Origin of the sequence: Amycolatopsis eburnea (genome assembly GCF_003937945.1) — a bacterium.
GTDB classification, from domain to species: Bacteria; Actinomycetota; Actinomycetes; order Mycobacteriales; family Pseudonocardiaceae; genus Amycolatopsis; species Amycolatopsis eburnea.
The window spans coordinates 845,731-861,602 of record NZ_RSEC01000058.1; the positions used below are offsets into that span (position 1 = coordinate 845,731).

General features: G+C 72.8%; 14 protein-coding genes. 7 read left to right on the forward strand and 7 right to left on the reverse strand.

Features of this window, described 5'->3' with window-relative positions; all coding sequences use genetic code 11:
- Window positions 1-85 precede the first annotated feature (85 nt).
- The 4 genes from EIY87_RS29555 to EIY87_RS29570 all read right to left on the reverse strand — a co-directional run bounded on the left by EIY87_RS29555 (window position 86) and on the right by EIY87_RS29570 (window position 5,674).
- The gene (locus tag EIY87_RS29555) at window positions 86-1,282 is read right to left on the reverse strand and encodes a helix-turn-helix domain-containing protein (RefSeq protein ID WP_125313103.1); all 1,197 of its coding nucleotides are present in this window, start codon (window positions 1,280-1,282) and stop codon (window positions 86-88) included.
- A gap of 18 nt (window positions 1,283-1,300) precedes the next feature.
- Window positions 1,301-2,656, reverse strand: coding sequence for a helix-turn-helix domain-containing protein (locus tag EIY87_RS29560; RefSeq protein WP_125313104.1), 1,356 nt, complete (start codon window positions 2,654-2,656; stop codon window positions 1,301-1,303).
- 238 nt (window positions 2,657-2,894) lie between these two features.
- A complete protein-coding gene (locus EIY87_RS29565) occupies window positions 2,895-3,800 on the reverse strand; it encodes an alpha/beta fold hydrolase (protein ID WP_125313105.1) in 906 nt (301 codons plus the stop codon).
- Between the two features lie 671 nt (window positions 3,801-4,471).
- Complete coding sequence (locus EIY87_RS29570; RefSeq protein WP_125313106.1) at window positions 4,472-5,674, reverse strand: PucR family transcriptional regulator; 1,203 nt, start codon at window positions 5,672-5,674, stop codon at window positions 4,472-4,474.
- Between the two features lie 190 nt (window positions 5,675-5,864).
- On the opposite strand from EIY87_RS29570, the gene EIY87_RS29575 reads away from it, so the two are divergent.
- On the forward strand, window positions 5,865-7,061 hold the full coding sequence (locus tag EIY87_RS29575) for a helix-turn-helix domain-containing protein (protein ID WP_125313107.1): 1,197 nt from the start codon (window positions 5,865-5,867) through the stop codon (window positions 7,059-7,061).
- A gap of 79 nt (window positions 7,062-7,140) precedes the next feature.
- Here the strand turns inward: EIY87_RS29575 and EIY87_RS29580 are convergent, their stop codons facing one another.
- Complete coding sequence (locus EIY87_RS29580; protein WP_125313108.1) at window positions 7,141-7,656, reverse strand: GtrA family protein; 516 nt, start codon at window positions 7,654-7,656, stop codon at window positions 7,141-7,143.
- Between the two features lie 39 nt (window positions 7,657-7,695).
- Here EIY87_RS29580 and EIY87_RS29585 point away from each other — a divergent pair, with 39 nt between their 5' ends.
- Window positions 7,696-8,295: a hypothetical protein gene (locus EIY87_RS29585; RefSeq protein WP_125313109.1), complete on the forward strand. Its 600-nt coding sequence runs from the start codon at window positions 7,696-7,698 to the stop codon at window positions 8,293-8,295.
- Here EIY87_RS29585 and EIY87_RS29590 read toward each other — a convergent pair whose 3' ends face one another.
- Window positions 8,296-9,480, reverse strand: a complete 1,185-nt coding sequence (locus EIY87_RS29590) for a lipase family protein (RefSeq protein WP_125313110.1) — start codon at window positions 9,478-9,480, stop codon at window positions 8,296-8,298.
- The gene (locus tag EIY87_RS29595) at window positions 9,477-10,040 is read right to left on the reverse strand and encodes a hypothetical protein (protein WP_225440098.1); all 564 of its coding nucleotides are present in this window, start codon (window positions 10,038-10,040) and stop codon (window positions 9,477-9,479) included. The genes EIY87_RS29590 and EIY87_RS29595 overlap by 4 nt, the downstream gene beginning before the upstream one ends.
- A gap of 319 nt (window positions 10,041-10,359) precedes the next feature.
- On the opposite strand from EIY87_RS29595, the gene EIY87_RS29600 reads away from it, so the two are divergent.
- From EIY87_RS29600 to EIY87_RS29620, 5 genes are all read left to right on the forward strand, one after another.
- On the forward strand, window positions 10,360-11,592 hold the full coding sequence (locus tag EIY87_RS29600; RefSeq protein WP_125313111.1) for a DUF6801 domain-containing protein: 1,233 nt from the start codon (window positions 10,360-10,362) through the stop codon (window positions 11,590-11,592).
- A 65-nt stretch (window positions 11,593-11,657) separates the two neighbouring features.
- Window positions 11,658-12,716, forward strand: a complete 1,059-nt coding sequence (locus EIY87_RS29605; RefSeq protein ID WP_125313112.1) for a DUF6801 domain-containing protein — start codon at window positions 11,658-11,660, stop codon at window positions 12,714-12,716.
- Window positions 12,717-12,750: 34 nt separating this feature from the next.
- Window positions 12,751-14,088 carry a DUF2252 family protein gene (locus tag EIY87_RS29610; protein WP_225440099.1) on the forward strand — a complete coding sequence of 446 codons (1,338 nt, stop codon included), beginning with the start codon at window positions 12,751-12,753 and terminating at the stop codon, window positions 14,086-14,088.
- Window positions 14,089-14,152: 64 nt separating this feature from the next.
- On the forward strand, window positions 14,153-14,491 hold the full coding sequence (locus tag EIY87_RS29615; RefSeq protein WP_125313113.1) for a YciI family protein: 339 nt from the start codon (window positions 14,153-14,155) through the stop codon (window positions 14,489-14,491).
- Complete coding sequence (locus EIY87_RS29620) at window positions 14,488-15,711, forward strand: RNA polymerase sigma factor (RefSeq protein WP_225440154.1); 1,224 nt, start codon at window positions 14,488-14,490, stop codon at window positions 15,709-15,711. Before EIY87_RS29615 ends, EIY87_RS29620 begins: the two co-directional genes overlap by 4 nt.
- The last annotated feature ends 161 nt before the right edge of the window (window positions 15,712-15,872 follow it).

The following is a 15,872-nucleotide window of genomic DNA, read 5'->3' on the forward strand; positions in this document are numbered from 1 at the left end:
CCGAAGGCCACATTGGGTGCGTCTCACGCAACCAAGGCCACATTGGGGCGCTCCAGCCCGGGCTGGCGGGCCCCGGACGTGCGAGCTACGTCAACGTCGCGCGGAGGGCGAGGATCATCTCGAAGCGGTCGTCCGGGTTGCGGAGGTGGTCCGCGAACAGGGTTTCCAGCTCCTGCGCCCGCGCGCGGACCGTCTGCGGGTGGATCGCCAGGCGATCGGCGACCTCCCGGACGTTGCCGCACGTCTCCAGCCACGCCAGCAGCGTGCCCGCGAGACGGTTGTACTGCTTCGGCGTCAACGCCGTCAGCGGGGCCAGCCGCCGCCGGCACGCCTCCGTGGCGAGGAACGGCTCCTTGCGCAGCCACAGCGTCGCGAGGTGGTCTTCGCACCAGGTCAGCGGTTCGTCGGGGAGGACGTCGGCGGCCACCAGGCGCAGGGCTTCCTGCGCCGTCGCCAGCGACCGGCCCGCCTGGCGCGGCGGCACCGGCGGCCCGACCGCGGCGCGGTGCCCGGCCAGCGCGGCCGTCAGTGCGCCGCGGTCCTCGGGCGCGGCCAGCAGCAGCCGCGGCGTCCCGTCTTCGAAGTCCTCCAGCGCGTCGAGGCCGCTGACGTCGCCGGCCCCGTCGAGCGCCACCGCGACGAGCCGGTGCGGCAGCGGCCACTGCGCCGCCGCCGCGGCTTCCTGCACCGTCCGCGACGGCGACGGCGGGTCCGCCAGCAGCAGGTCCAGCAGCCGGCGCCGCCGCCGTTCCAGCGCGCCCGCCGCCCGGGCCTGCGCCGCCGCGTGCCCTTCGATCGACAACGCGGACAGCTCGTCGATGTAGGCGAAGATCGCCTCGGCCAGCAGGCACAGCGTCGCCGACGGCACACCGGCGCGCGTCCCGACCTCCGCCATCCGCCGCCACGTCACCCGCGCGCCGACCCGGTAGGCCGCCTGCAGGACGTCGAGGTTGCGGCCCTGCGCGAGCTCGTGCACGCCGAGCCCGACGAACAGCTTCCGCCGGTCGTCCGGCGCCGGGCCGGAAGCGGCGATCCGGTCGACGAACTGCAGGATCGCCGCCTGCACGCCGGCCCGCAGCGCCTTGCCGAACGCGCCGTCGAGCGGCCGCGCGTAGTCCGGGATCGTCCGCTGGATCTCGCGCAGCACCTCGTCGGCGACGTCCAGCAGCCGCGGCCGGAACACCGCGGCCAGCTCACGGGGGAGCAGGGCCCACAGCCGGCCCGGCCGTCCGTCGCCGCCGAGCATCGGCCCGTACGTCGTTTCGACGGGTGGTCCCGTCATCCGCCCACCTCATCGTGGTCAGGAACCGAGGAGTGCCTCCGCGCGCAGGGCGATCTCCATGTCGAGCCGGTCGTCGGCGTTGTTCAGCCGGTCGCCGAACAGGTCGATCAGCTGGTGCATGCGGTACCGCACGGTCTGCGGGTGCACCTTGAGCTTCTTCGCGATCTCGGGCGCGCTGCCGCGCGACTGCAGCCAGATCAGCAGCGTCTCGCCGAGGCGCGCCCGCTGCTTCGGGGTGAGGTCCTTGAACGGCTCCAGGCTGCGCGAACACAGCTCGCGGACCAGGAACTCGTCGGCGAGCAGCCACAGCGTGGACAGGTGGTCGGTGCAGCGCGTCACCGGAGCGTCCGGCAGCACGCCGCGCTGGACGAGCTTCAACGTCCGGCGCGCCCAGAGCAGCGACCGCGGCGCGTCGGTGAGCCGCACGGTCGGGCCGACCACCGCGCGCCAGCCGCGCAGCCGTTCGGAGAGGTTGGTCAGGTGCTTGGCCGGGTCGCCGGTGACCAGGCACGGCTCGCTGCCCTCGAGATCGACGAGGACGTCGGAGTGCAGGTCCGGCGCGGCGAGGCTGTGCTGGTCGGCCCGGGGTTCGAGGGCGACGACGGTGACCTCGGCCGGCAGCGGCCACTGCGCCGTGGCGGCCTGCGCGGTGATGGTCTGCGGTGCGGACGGCGGATCGGCGAGCAGCAGGTCGAGCAACCGTCTCCGGCGGCGCGCGCGGGTGCCCGCGGCCCGCGTCTGGGCCGCCGTGTAGCCCTCGATCGACAACGCGGAGATTTCGTCGACGTAGGCGAAAATCGCCTCGGCGCTCGTGCACAGCGTGTCGGCGGAGACGCCGGCGGCCTGCCCGAACTCCGAGATGTGCCGCCACGCGACCCGCCCGCCGACGCGGTACGCGGTCTGCAGGCAGTCGAGGCTGCGGCCCTCGTTGAACTCGATCTTGCCGAGGTTGCGGAACACGGTCGTCCACGTCTCGAGCGGGACGGCACCGGGGGTGCCGACACTGTCGAGGCACTGGATGATCGACTGCCGCACACCCTGCGTGATGATGTGCCCGAACGCGCCCTCGAGCGGCTGGCGGTACTCGGGCACCGCCCGCTGGACCTCCTGCAGGATGGCGCGGGCGAGCGGGTCGACGCGCGGCTTGAACCGCACGGCCAGTTCGCGGGGCAGCGAAGCCCACAGCCCGATGGCGCCGGATGCGCGCCCGTGCTGGGGTTCCGCCGGGGTCCGGGGGACGGGTGGGTAGGCGGGCCGGGGCCGGTCGGCCGACACGGACTGCTGCCGGTAAGCCGGTCCGGAAGGGCGCTCGCCGGGCTGGGGCCGGTTCGCCCGCAGGGCGGGGCCGGCGAACCCGGTGTCCACGTCGGTCATGTGTTTTATCCTTGCTGGCAACAAAATCGGCCTCTTCGTCGTCGAAGCCGATCCGATTTTTGTGGCTCAGGCAACATAATTTCGCGCGAACTGCACTGTCAACGGGTTCTCCGCTGACTTCCGGGTAACCCGTCCGGACTACACCCGAACGGGTGGAACGGCGCGAGGGGAGGTGACACTTCCGCCGTCGGGCGATGGTGCGCGGATGACAACTTTTCCGGCGGCCGTTTCGCGGGGTTCAGCCGGCCAGGAGGCGGGCGACGACGTCGTCGAGCGTCAGCCGCGCGGGCGTGGTCCCGGAGACGAACTCGTTGAGCAGCAGGCAGAACCCGTCCGGATCGGCCACGTGCGGAAAGTGTTTCACGTTTCCCAGCACCGTCAAGCGGCTGTCCGGCAGCAGTTCGGCGGTCCGGCGTCCGTGCGCGGCGGGGATCAGCGGGTCGCGTGCGCCCCAGACCAGCAGCATCGGCACGGATTCGGCCAGGTAGAGCTTCTCCACGGCGCTCGCGCGCTGCCCGCGCAGGTCGATCAGGCTGCGGGCGATCGCGAGGAACGCACGCCGCCGTCCGGGGTCGGCCAGCGAGCCGAAATGCCTGGCCAGCTCCCGTGTTTCAGGTTTCAACGATCCCCCGAGCCGGCGTCCCGCGCGGGCGGCGGCTCGCGCGATCGCGAGCGTCCACCGGTTCACCGCGAGCGCCACGGCGACCCGCGCGCCGGGCAGTGCGGTGGCGCGCAGCACGGGACTCACCTCGGGACCGAGGCCGGCGCTGCCGACCAGGACGAGCCGGTCGCACATTTCCGGGAACTGGTAGGCGAACTGCATTGCGATACCGCCGCCGAGCGAGTGCCCCGCGATGGTCGCGTGCCGCACGCCGGACACCGCGAGGACGTCCCGCACGATGCTCGCCATCGCGCCGAGACCGTAGTCGGTCCGCGGCGCGTCGGATTCCCCGTGGCCGGGCAGATCCGGGGCGAGCACGCGGCAGCCGGTCCAGCGTTCGAGGACCGGGGCCCAGGTCTCGGCGCTGCCCGCGATCCCGTGCAGCAGCACGATCGTTTCGTCGGCGGCGTCCGTGCCGGGCAGGTACTCGTGCAGCCGGACGCGCCGGCCGTGCAAGGTGAGGTCGTGCGTGTGGAGTGTCATCGGCGGCCTTTCTCGCGAGGCTGAAAATAGGGCATCCGACTACTTGCGCCGGTGTGGTGAACACCACGGCGGGGGAATCCACGCCGAGCATGACAAGAAGCTTTGCGGAAAGACGTGCGCGCGTGCGGGTTTTACCGGGGCGCGGGTAAAGTGTATCGACATTCCGGCGGTATCCGAGTAATTCTCGACGGCATGGTCGCAATGACGCACCGGACGCGCTGATGTCCTGCCGCGCGAGTATTCATTTCGGTCCGCCGCTGCCGCGGGCCCGGCCTGGGCGCCGCCCCTGGCGGCGGGTGCTGCCGATGCCGGTGCGCGCGCTGGACCGGGTGCTCAGTGGCCCCGCCCATACCCGTGGCGGCACGCCCGCGGGGACGCGGCGTTGAGCTGGTGCCCCGAGCGCCCCAATGTGGCCTTCGGTGCTCCATCCATGCCCCCGCCACCACCCTCAACGGAGGCGCTGCGCGCCGCAGTGCTGATTCAACGCAACCAAGGCCGCCTTGGGGCGCTTGCTGGGCGGCCGCGGGGGCTGGGCTGGGGTTGCGGCCATGTCCGGGGCCGGCCACCTCCGCAGGCGGGCTGCTGGCTCGGCAGTGCGCTCGGGCAGCTGGTGCGAGCGGCGGGCGCGGCGGGTGCCGGTCAAATCCCCATCGCCGCTGCGAGGCGCGGGCTCAGCGCTCCGACGGGCGGTGTGCCCGCATCAGCCGTTGCGCTCGCAGGGCCAGCTGCATCCCCAGCCGGTCGTCCGCGTCCTTCAACCGGTCGCCGAACAGCTCCTCCAGCTGGCGCAAGCGGTTGCGGACCGTCTGCGGGTGCACCCCCAGGCGCTGGGCGATCTCGGGCGCTCCGCCGCGGGTCTCCAGCCAGGCCAGGAGCGTCTCGCCGAGCCGGTCGCGCTGCTTTTCGCTCAGGGAGGCGAACGGGTCGAGGCTCTGGCGGGCCAGCTCCGCGGCCAGGAAGTCCTCGGCCAGCAGCCAGAGCGTGGCCAGGTGGTCGCGGCACCAGATGATCGGGCCGGGGATGTCCGGGCCGGACAGGGACAGCGCGCGGCGGGCCGTGCGCAGGGCGGCCGGGGCGTCGGCCAGCGGGACCGTCGGGGAGACCGCCGCGCGCCAGCCGTCGAGCTTGGCCTCCAGGGGCCTCAGCTCGGTGTCCGGGTCGCGGGTCAGCAGGTGCGGCTCGGGGCCGTCGAGGTCGGCCAGGACGCCGTCGCCGAGCAGGTCGGCCGGGAAGTCGGCCGCGTCCGGGCCGCGCTCGAGGGCGACCATCGCCGCGGTCTCCGGCAGGGGCCAGCCCGCGCCGCCTGCCAGCTCCGCGATGCTGCTCGGGGCGCCTTCCGGGCCCTGGACGATCAGCTCCAGCAGGCGCCGCCGCCGGACCGGGACGGCGCCCTCGGCCTTGGCCTGCGCGTCCTGGTAGCCCTCGATCGCGGTGGCGCACAGCTCGTCGACGTAGGCGAAGATGGCCTCCGCCGCGACCGAAATCACGGCCGGGTCGACACCCGCCGCGACGACGCCGGGGTGCATCGCCCGCCAGGCCACCCGCGCCCCGATCGTGGCGCTGTCCTGCAGCGCGTCGAGGTTGCGGCCTTCGGTGAACTCGATCCGGCCGCGGCCGCGGTAGAACTCGACCCAGTGCTCGTGGGACAGCTCCGGTTCGCCCATCGAGTCGACGCAGTGCTGCACCGCGTACTCGACGCTCTTGACCAGCACCTTCCCGAAGACGCCCTTGAGCGGCTGGCCGTAGGCCGGGACCGTGCGCTGGACCTCCTGGATCATCGACGCCGCGGCGTGCTTGACGTGCGGGCGCAGGCCCGCGCCGAGCGCGCGTGGCAGCGAGGCCAGCAGGCGGAAGCTGCGGTACTCGACCACCAAATCCCCCTTCGAGTCCGGTGTGGGCTGAGCGTATCCGACCGGTGCGTGACGGATTAATCAACGACGGGTTCCCTGAAAGGGTGACGCGGACACGTCCTTTTGACACGGACGGGTGCGCGTTCTACGCTCCGTGTCAGGTGGCGGGGGTTATTTCTGAGGCGCCAATTCCCAGTGGAGGACTGAATTCCCCATGCGCGTTCCCGCTGCCTCGGACGGCTCGGTGTGGGCCCGGCTGCCGCACGAGCTCGGCGACGCCGTGCGCCCGCGGATCCCGGAGATCGCCCGCGCCTGCGTCGACGCCATCGCCGCCGAAGTTCCGGAATATTCCGTGGGTTTCGGTTCCGGCCCGGCGCGCGCCGCCGCGATCGAGCAGGCGCGGCGCGGGATCGAGCGGGACATCGACCGCGTCGGCACGCCCGCGATGTGGCAGGCCGACCGGCTCGCCGAGTTCCGCGGGCACGGGCGCGCGGCGTTCCACAATGGCCTGAGCCGCGAGTCCGTGCAGGCGGCCGTGCGCGTGTCGAGCCGGGTGACCTGGCGGTGGATCGCCGACATCGCACGGGAAGCCGGCCTGTCCGGCGACGTCCTCTACGGCGCGGCCGAGGGCATGTTCGCCGACGTCGAGACGTCGATGGCGGCGGTCGCGGAGGGGTACAGCGCGGCCGAAGCGGCGGTGTCCGGCACCGGCGAACGCCACCGCCGCCTGCTGCGCGCCCTCCTCGGCGGCCGCACACCGGCCGAAGTGGACGGTCTGGTCGCCGCCTCCGCGCTCCCGGTGCCTTCGCGGGTGGCCGCGGTGGCGTTCCGGGCGCTGCCGGGCGCCCCGGAGTTCCCGCCCGGGCTGCTGCCCGAGCACGTCCCGGCCGACCCGTCGGGCGACCCGCCCGCCGCGCTGACCCCGGCCCCGGACACGGACCTGGCGGGCCTGACCGCGCTCCCGGCCGGCTGGACGGCGGCGGTCGGCCCGCTGGTCCCGCTCGCGTCGGCCCCCGAGTCGTTCCGGGTGGCCCGCCGCGCGGTCGACCTGGCCGCGCGCGGGCTGCTGGACGCGCCGGGCCCGGTGGTCTGGTGCCGCGACCACGTGACGACGCTGCTCCTGCTGGCGGACGAGTTCCTGGTCGCGCAGCTCGCGGAGACGACGCTGGAGCCGCTGTCGGGCCTGTCCGGGCGGCGCCGGGAGCAGCTGGCGGAGACGTTGCTGGCGCTGGTCCAGACCCGGGGCAGCGCGCCCGAGCTGGGCCGGCTGCTCGACCTGCACCCGCAGACGATCCGCGCCCGGCTGAAGAAGCTGGGCGAGCTGTTCGGGGAGCGGCTGGACGACCCGGGCGAGCGGCTGCGGCTGGAGCTGGCGCTGCTGGCGGAGCGGGCGCTGCCGGACCGCGGCTGACCTGGCCGTGCGGTCTGCCCGGGCCGCGGGGATGTCATGAAAGGGTCGTTCATGGCGTCTGGCGAGGTGAACGACCCTTTCATGACATCGCGGACCGCCCGACCGGGCCGGGAAGCCGCTCTACGGCAAGCTCGGGTTCACCACCTCGGGGGACGCCGGCTGGGGGCGTTGACCGCGGGAACACCCACCGCCGGTAGCCGTACCAGCGGAACGCCGTCCCGGCCAGCGTGCCCAGCACCATCCCCGCCACGAAGTCCGCGACCTCCTGCGCCACGAACCCCACGTGCGGGACGGCCAGCAGCAGCACGTACCGCGACACCAGCGGCGGCACCAGGTTCACGGCCACCGCACCCGCGTTGACCACGAAGAACAGCGTCGCCTCGCGCAGCCGGTGGTGCCCGCCGCGGCCCGCGAACGACCAGCGCCGGGACAGCAGGTACGCGAACGCCGTCGAGGCGATGGTGGCGATCGCGAGCGCCGTCACGGGCTTGTCCCGGAACACGGTGAGCTTCAGGCTGTAGTCGCCCAGTAGGGTGACTCCGTACGCGGCCGAGCCGACGACGGCGAAGCGGAGCAGCTCTCGCGGCTCGGGCATGGTTCCTCCAGGTGACGCCGACAGGGTGGAGGTCTTTCGATGGCACGCAAGGGCGAGGGGAGCGAGCTGCCCTCGGTCGCCGAACTGGTGAACCTCTCGCAGACGAAACCGCTGATGATCCGCGGTGAACTCGACGCGAAGCTCGCCGAGGAACCCGAACCCGCGCCCGAACCCCAGCCCGATCCGCTCGCCATCCTCGACGCCGAACTCGCGGCGCCGGAGCCCGAGGACGAACGCCCGCGGGACACGCCGCCCGCCGACACCTCGCGCCGGACGAAGCCGTTCATCCTCGCCGCGGGCGGGGTGGTCGCGCTCGGGCTGGCCGCCGTCGTGCTGCTCCAGCCGCACCAGGTCGGCGGGACGGCCGTGCCGCCGCCCGGTGCGTCCGCCTCCGTTCCGCCGCCGGCCTCCAGCGAGGCGGTGGAGACGCTGAGCGCGTCCGCGGCGCCGCCGCCGCTCACCGCCGAGGTGCGCGACTCCCCGGCCAAGAAGCCGAGCGCGCCGGCCGGCGCGGGCCGCAAGCCCGCGGGTCCCGCGACGGCGGCGCCGCCACCGGACCCGCAGGACCAGTGGCGCGAGTACGTCAGCTCGGTGATCAGCTCCTGGCAGCAGCGCCCCCACGGCGGGCGCGACCGCTGATCAGCAGTTCGAGCTCGCCGGTTTGCCCTCGATCCGGTCCTTGACGAAGGCCAGGACGTCGGCGTTGCCGGTGTAGACCAGCGTGATGTGGTCGGTGTCGTAGGTCTTCCACGTCTCCGCCACGCCGGCCGCGCAGTACGCCTGGTGCAGCGCGTCGGCCTGCGCGAACTGCACCAGCTGGTCGCCGGTGGCGTGGTACTGGAACACCGGCACCTTCGGCGGGGTGCCGCCGAGCTTGTTCTCGTTCAGCCGGGCCACCCACGCGGGCTTGATGTAGCCCGGGCCGGTCGTGTAGTCCGCGATCTTCTGGTTCGCGTACGTCGTGAGCAGCTCGAACGTGCACGCGCTCTGCTTCATCTCGGCGAGCTTCGCGCGGCCGTTGTCGCTGAGGAACGAGTCGAGCTGGAGTTCGGGGTAGGCCTGGTCGAGCCCCACCAGCGCGTAGGCGAACACGCCGAACCCGAACTTCCCGTCCAGCTGCAGCGTCACCTGGACCAGGTCCGAAGGCACGCCGCCGGCCGCGATCCCGACGAGGTTCAGCTCGGGCGCGTACGTCGGCTGCAGCTCCCCGGCCCACGCCGCGGCCCCGCCGCCCTGGGAGTAGCCGCGGAAGACGACCTTCGACGTCGAAGACAGCCCGGCCGCGGTGAGCCGCTGGGCCGCGCGGACCCCGTCGATCACCGCCGGGCCTTCGGAGCGGCCCACGACGTAGGTCGTCTTCGGCGTGCTCTGGTAGCCCTCGTAGTCCGGGACGGTGACGGCGTACCCGGCGTCGAGCAGGTCGTCGAGCCCCGGCTGCTCGTAGAACGCGCCGATGTCGATCATCTTCGACGGCGTGCAGCCGAACGCCGGCCCGTGCGTGCCCGGGTCGAACGAGACGATCGGGGCGGTGGCGCGGTTCGCGGTCTTGGGCACCAGCACGGTGCCGGTGACCGCGTCGGGCTGCCCGAGCGCGTTCGTCGACAGGTACATCACCTGCCACGCGTCGACCGACGCCTTGCGCGGGCCCGCGTTCGACGGGCGCCAGCGGAGCACGTCGCCCGGCTTGCCCGCGGGCAGCGGCGACGGCGGCGTGTAGAACGAGTCGTCGAAGGGACCGGCCGCCGGCGCCGCCGACGCCGCGGGTGCGAACACGCCGGCGAGCGCCAGCGCCAGGAAGACGGCGAGCACGCGGCGGGCGGTCACGCGCCGCTCCCGTAGACGCGCTTGCAGGTCGCGGACTCGCTGAAGGCCAGGTCCAGCTCGGGGTTCGCCTTGAGGTCCTTGATCGGGCCCTCCGGGTCGGCGAGCTGGCCCATGGTGGCGTCGGCTTCGGCGATGACCTTCCGCAGGCTGGCGTCGTCGGTGACCTTCGCCTGCTCCATCTTGGTCTTCGTCTCGCCGACCTTGGCCTTGGTCTCGGTGAGGTTGCCGGTGGCCTTGTCCACTGCGGACTGTCCATCCGGGACCGGCGGGACGCCCGCCCCGCGGATGCCGCCCGCCATGTCGTCGAGGGCGGAGCCGAGCCGGGCCAGGAAGCCGACCATCGCGTCGCGGGTCTTCACCGGGTCGGCGTTGTCGACGGCGGGCGGCTGGGCCAGCTTCGCCGAGCCCGCGGCGACGCCGGTGCACACCTTGTCGACCCAGGCGAGGGCCGCCGGGTCGGCGTGGCGGCCGGGGTCGGCGGGGGCGTCGGAGCCACAGGCAGCGCACGACAGAAGTGCGGTCGCCGCCAATGCGAGCACCGCGCTGTGCATTCTTTTCATGGGTTTCGAAGCTACGCGGCGCGGTTGTGCGCGAGCAAGGAGAGAATGACCGGTTGGCACGTGCGTCAACATTCCGCGGCGGGGAGTTGTCACGCGCGTCAGCGGTTCGCCGACCGCGCTGTACTGGGGAAACCTTCCTCGGCCTGCTAGGAACCTGTGCCGCGTGACGTGCCGGTGTGACAATTTGCCGGTGTGGCGTGGCGTTTTCACCAAAAGCTCTTGATTGACGCCATCGGCACTCGTTAGCTTACGGTCGGTCGCGATTCTCGCTGAATGTGCGCGCCGTTTCGTATCACTGTTGATACACGGAAGGACCATCGTGAGTCACCCAAGAGGCAAGAAGAAGACGGCGGTCGCGGCCGCCGCGGCCACGGCGGCGGTGGGGCTGGTCGCCAGTGCGCTGGTGCTCGGGGCGCAGGCCAGTGCTGCCGACCCGATCTCGCTGACGCTGAACTACCACTGCACCTTCCCGCTGGTGGGTTCGCAGGGGCTGAAGGTGGTGATCAACACCGATCTGCCGACCACGGTGAACACCGGGCAGCCGACCGGCGCCTTCGACATCAAGGCCGTGTCCACGATCAACGCGGACACCGTCAGCGGCCTCAGCCTGATCGGCGCCACGACGCTCGAGGGCACCGCGGCGGCGGCGGCGACCGTGGCCGCCCCGGGGCTGAACCTCCCGGTCAACGTCCCGATCACGCTGGACAAGACGAACATCCCGGCCTCGGGTGAGATGAACATCAACGCGGCGGGCAAGACGCCGTCGCTGACGTTCACCCAGCCCGGCCAGGCGAAGATCACCGTCGGTGACCTGAACCTCAAGGTCACCCCGCGCAAGGCCGACGGCTCGGTCACCGGCATCACGCCGGACGGCACCATCGACGCGCCCTGCACGCAGGACGCCGGCCAGAACAACACCCTGGCCACCATCACCATCAACGGCGGCGGTGGCGGCACGACGACTCCGCCGCCGCCCACCTCGACCACCCCGCCGCCGCCCACCTCGACGACCCCGCCGCCCACTTCGACGACCCCGCCGCCGGGCGGGGGCATCAAGTACTCCTTCGGCATCACCGGCCAGACCGCGCTGAAGTCCCTCGGCAGCACCGCGCCGATCAAGGGCTCGTTCGACGCGGACGTCGACCTGGCGGCCAAGAAGTTCACCGGCAACCTGGTCCTGGAACCGACGCACACCGACTTCAAGCTGTTCGGCTTCCTGCAGGGCAGCTCGGACGTCAAGGTCGTGCAGAACGGCCCGCAGACCGGTGAGCTCGTCGGCACCGGCTTCAAGGCGCACATCAAGTTCGACACGTTCCTCACCACGGTCAACCTGTTCGGCATCCCGATCAGCACCGACCCGAAGTGCGGCACGACGACCCCGTCGACCAGCGAGATGACCACCGGCGCCGACTTCGACCTGCTCAAGGGCGGGAAGCTGTCGGGCACCTACTCGCTGTCCGCGCTGCAGAACTGCGGCTCGTTCAACGACATCATCAGCGCGTTCGCCAAGAGCGACGGCAACTCGCTGGACCTGGTGCTCGCCAAGAAGTAGCCCGATCTGCCGGCCCCCGTCGCGCCGCGGCGGGGGCCGGTGCCATGCCCCCGAAGGGAAATCCCGTGCCGAACGCCCGGTCGTTGCTCGCGGCGGCCCTCGCCTGCCTGGTGCTGCCGCTCGCGGCCGTGCCCGCGCACGCGTCGACGCCGATCACGAAGAAGCTGACCTACACCTGCCCGTTCCCGTTGATCGGGCTGCAGAAGCTGGACGTGGAGATCAAGGCGTCGTTCGACGTGCCGTCCGCGCCGGGCGGCACGTTCACGACGACGGACCTCGGGGTCTCGGTGACCGTGCCCGACAAGTCCACCCGCGGCCTGGCCCTGGTCGGCGCGGCGAGCATCGAAGGGACGGCGTCCGCAGGGGTGACGCTGACCAACGGCCCGCTGACGCTGCCCTTGACCTTGCCGCTGACGGTGGCGAAGACGGCGGTGCCGGCGTCGGGGCCGTTCACCACGCAGGCGTCGGGCACGGTCCCGCCGGTGCAGCTGCCGAACGCGGGCAAGACGGCGCTGACGATCGGCGGCTTCAGCACCCGCCTCACGCCGAAGAAGGCCGACGGCTCGTTCACCGGGCTCGGCTCGTTCACCTCGGACTGCACGCTCGACGCCGGCCAGGACCCGGTGCTGCTGTCGTTCGACCTGGGCAGCACCCAGACCGTGCGCGACTACGGCGTCACCGGCACGACGACGCTCAAGGCGCTGGGCGCGACCGCGCCGGTCACCGGCTCGTTCACCGGGTTCACCCCGGCGTTCGACCGGACGCGCGCGGAGTTCAAGGTCTTCGGGTTCGTGCCCGGGACGGCCGACCTGAAGTTCAGCCCGGACGGCCCGCAGACCGGCGAACTCACCGGTGACGGCTTCGTCGCGCACGCGAAGCTGGCGCTGACGCTCCCGCAGGTGACGCTGTTCGGCCTGCCGGTCGCCGACGCGGGGTGCCGGGCGAGCGCGCCGATCCCGGTGGACCTGCGCACCGGCGGCGGGTTCGCGCTCGCCACCGGCGGGCCGGTGACCGGGACGTACGCGATCCCGGTGCTGACCGGCTGCGGGACGTTCACCGCGTACCTGAGTTCACTGTTCCAGAGTGACGGCAACACGTTCGCCGTCACGTTGGCCGCACGCTGACCGGGATTCACCTCGGCCCGGTAACTCTGTTCGGATGCGCCGAACCACTGTGGGGACCCTGGTCGTAGTCACGCTGCTCGCCACCGCCGCGCCCGGGGAGGCGGCCGGGCTCGCCCGCGACCCGGTCGCGGTGGTGTACGACCGCGACCACGCGCTGCACGTGCTGAACGCCGGCGCGACCGACGACGAACTGACGCTGCGGACGCAGGCGCTCGCGTCGAGCGCGTGGGCGTTCTTCCGCGGCACTTCGCCGCTCTACTACCGGGATCTCGGCGAACTGGCGCCGTCCGCGTACGCCACCGCGGGCGGCGACGTGTGGCTGACCGGTGACGCCCACCTCGAGAACACCGGCGCCGACCGCGGGGCCGACAACGAAGAGCAGTTCGCGATCAACGACACCGACGACGCCTGGCGCGGTTCGTGGACGTGGGAGCTGCGCCGCGAGGCCGTCTCGATCGTGCTCGCCGGGCGCGCGGACGGCCGCAGCGCGAGCCAGATCGCCACCGACGTCGACACGTTCGTCGCCGAGTACGCCCAGTGGATCGGGAAGTTCCACGGGACGAACGACGAAGCGAGCTGGCGGCTGACCGCGGGCAACACCTCCGACCTCGTCGGCGACCTCATCGACGCGTCCGCGGCGGACAAGCGGGCCGACCTCGTCGCGAAGTGGACCACCGGCGGGCACTTCAAGGCCGACCCCGAGCTGCAGACCGTGTCCGCGGCGACCCGGACGCAGCTGGTCGACGCGGTCGCGGCCTACCGGACCACCGCGGGCAAGCCGCTGAAGGCGGCCGAAGCCGTCGTTAAGGACGTCCGGCGGCGGACCGGCGCGGGCACCGGCAGCCTGGGCCGGTTCCGCTGGTACGTGCTCGTCGAAGGCGACACGACGTCGGCGTCCGACGACCGGATCCTGGAGCTCAAGCAGGAGGTCGACCCGGCGCCGAAGCAGCTCGCGCCGAACGCCACCACGCTGACCGGCGGGCAGCGGCCGGCACTGGCGCTGCGGTGGCTCGCGAACCAGTCCGAACCCCTGGCCGGCTGGGCGAGCGTCGGGACCACCCCGGTGCTGGTGAAGGAGAAGTCGCCGTTCGCCGAAGACCTGGAGATCGGCGACCTGACGTCGTCGGCGATCTGGGACGACACCGTCCGCGACGTCGGCCGCCTGCTCGCCGCCGCGCACGCCCGCGCCGACCAGGACATCCCCGGCACCGGCCTCGGCTACTCCGCGGACGCGGCCATCGACGGCGCGATCACGTCGGTGCCGGGCCTGCAGGCCGAGACCCGCGCCTTCGCGACGAGCTACGCCGACCAGGTCACCACCGACTGGCGCGCGTACGTCGCCGCGAAGGATTCCGGACGTCCGTTGTTCTGAGCTGTCGATTTCGCCTCCGCTCGCGTGACGGGGTAGGAAAGGACCACGACGAGAGGAACCGGACATGGCGCAGTACGCGGTGCTGATCTACGAGCGCGTCCCGCCCGAAGACCTGCCGAAGGAGATCATGGACCGGCACATCGGGCTGCCGGAGCGGATCGGCGAGCTGGGCGGGAAGGTGACCGCCGGCCTGGCGCTGCAGCCCAACGAGACGGCCACCGCGATCCGCGGCGACCTCGTCACCGACGGGCCGTTCGTCGAGACCAAGGAGGTGCTGGCCGGGGTGTACCTGCTCGAAGCCCGCGACCTCGACCACGCGCTGGCCTGCGCGAAGCTGACGCCGGTCGTCGAGGGCGGCGTCGAGGTCCGGCCGCTGATCGACTTCCAGGTGGTGCCGGACTGAGCTCCGCCGCGGACGCCGTCGCCGAGGCGCACCGGCGCGAGTGGGCCGCCGTGCTCGCCGCGACGGTGCGCGTCACCCGCGACCTCGACGAGGCCGAGGAGGCCGTGCAGGACGCCTACCTGCAGGCCCTCGAACGCTGGGCGCGCGACGGCGTCCCGGATCGGCCCGGCGCGTGGCTGACCACGGTCGCGCGCCGGACCGCGCTCAACGGCGTCCGGCACCGGGAGGTGCTGCGGCGCAAGCTGCCGCTGCTGGTCGAGCCCGAGGCCGCCGACGTGCCGGAGCCGGCCGGGCCGATCCCGGACGACCGGCTGCGGCTGGTCTTCACCTGCTGCCACCCGGCGCTGGCGCAGGAGGCGCAGATCGCGCTGACGCTGCGCCTGGTCTGCGGGGTCGCGACCGCCGACATCGCGCACGCGTTCCTGGTGCCGGAGCCGACCATGGCCGCCCGGCTCACGCGGGCGAAGAAGAAGATCGCGGCCGCGCGCATCCCGTACGCGGTGCCGTCCGCCGCCGACCTGCCCGCGCGGGTGTCGGTCGTGCTGACCGTCGTCCACCTGCTCTTCTCGGCCGGGCACACCGCGCCCACCGGCGCCGGCCTGGTCCGCGACGAGCTGACCGGGCGCGCCCTCGACCTCGCGCGGCTGCTGCGTGCCCTGCTGCCCGCCGACACCGAGGTCGCAGGGCTGCTGGCGCTGCTGCTGGTCCACCAGGCCCGCCGTGCCACCCGGACCGACGCCGCGGGACGGCTGCTGCGGCTGGAAGACCAGGACCGCGCTCGCTGGGACACCGGGCTGATCGCCGAGGCCGACCGGCTCGTCGTCGAGGCGCTGAAGGCCGGCCCGCCCGGGCGGTTCAGTGTCCAGGCCGCCATCGCCGCGCTGCACGCGCAGGCACCGAGCTACGCCGAGACGGACTGGCCGCAGATCCTCGTCCTGTACGACGTGCTGCTGGGCCTGTGGCCGTCGCCGGTGGTGGCGCTCAACCGCGCGGTCGCACTGTCCATGGTGGACGGTCCGGCGGCGGCGCTCGCCGAGGTCGGCAGGCTGGAAGCCGCCGGCAGGCTGGCCGGCTACCGCTACTTGCCCGCCACCAAGGCGGACCTGCTGCACCGCCTCGGCCGAGACGCCGAAGCGGCCGAGGCCTACCGGGCCGCGCTGGAGCTGAGCGACAACGCCGTCGAGCAGGAGTTCCTCGCCGCGCGGCTCAGCGGGGCCTGAACAGCAGGACGAACCCGCGCCCGAAAGGACCAGCGCGGCCGTCCGCTGTCCGCCGGTGCCGGGATCGCGGCTCGGTCTCATGCGCCCCAATGTGGCGTTGGGTGCGTCCAACGCACCGAATGCCACATTGGGTGCGCTCAACGCACCGAACGCCACATTGG

What these genes read in the sequence shown, in the direction of transcription:
- EIY87_RS29575 (WP_125313107.1), top strand. Translation starts at nt 5,865, where the DNA reads ATGCGCGTTCCCGCTGCCTCGGACGGCTCGGTGTGGGCCCGGCTGCCG.
- EIY87_RS29595 (WP_225440098.1), bottom strand. Translation starts at nt 10,040, where the DNA reads ATGAAAAGAATGCACAGCGCGGTGCTCGCATTGGCGGCGACCGCACTT.
- EIY87_RS29585 (WP_125313109.1), top strand. Translation starts at nt 7,696, where the DNA reads ATGGCACGCAAGGGCGAGGGGAGCGAGCTGCCCTCGGTCGCCGAACTG.
- EIY87_RS29610 (WP_225440099.1), top strand. Translation starts at nt 12,751, where the DNA reads ATGCGCCGAACCACTGTGGGGACCCTGGTCGTAGTCACGCTGCTCGCC.
- EIY87_RS29560 (WP_125313104.1), bottom strand. Translation starts at nt 2,656, where the DNA reads ATGACCGACGTGGACACCGGGTTCGCCGGCCCCGCCCTGCGGGCGAAC.
- EIY87_RS29565 (WP_125313105.1), bottom strand. Translation starts at nt 3,800, where the DNA reads ATGACACTCCACACGCACGACCTCACCTTGCACGGCCGGCGCGTCCGG.
- EIY87_RS29580 (WP_125313108.1), bottom strand. Translation starts at nt 7,656, where the DNA reads ATGCCCGAGCCGCGAGAGCTGCTCCGCTTCGCCGTCGTCGGCTCGGCC.
- EIY87_RS29615 (WP_125313113.1), top strand. Translation starts at nt 14,153, where the DNA reads ATGGCGCAGTACGCGGTGCTGATCTACGAGCGCGTCCCGCCCGAAGAC.
- EIY87_RS29555 (WP_125313103.1), bottom strand. Translation starts at nt 1,282, where the DNA reads ATGACGGGACCACCCGTCGAAACGACGTACGGGCCGATGCTCGGCGGC.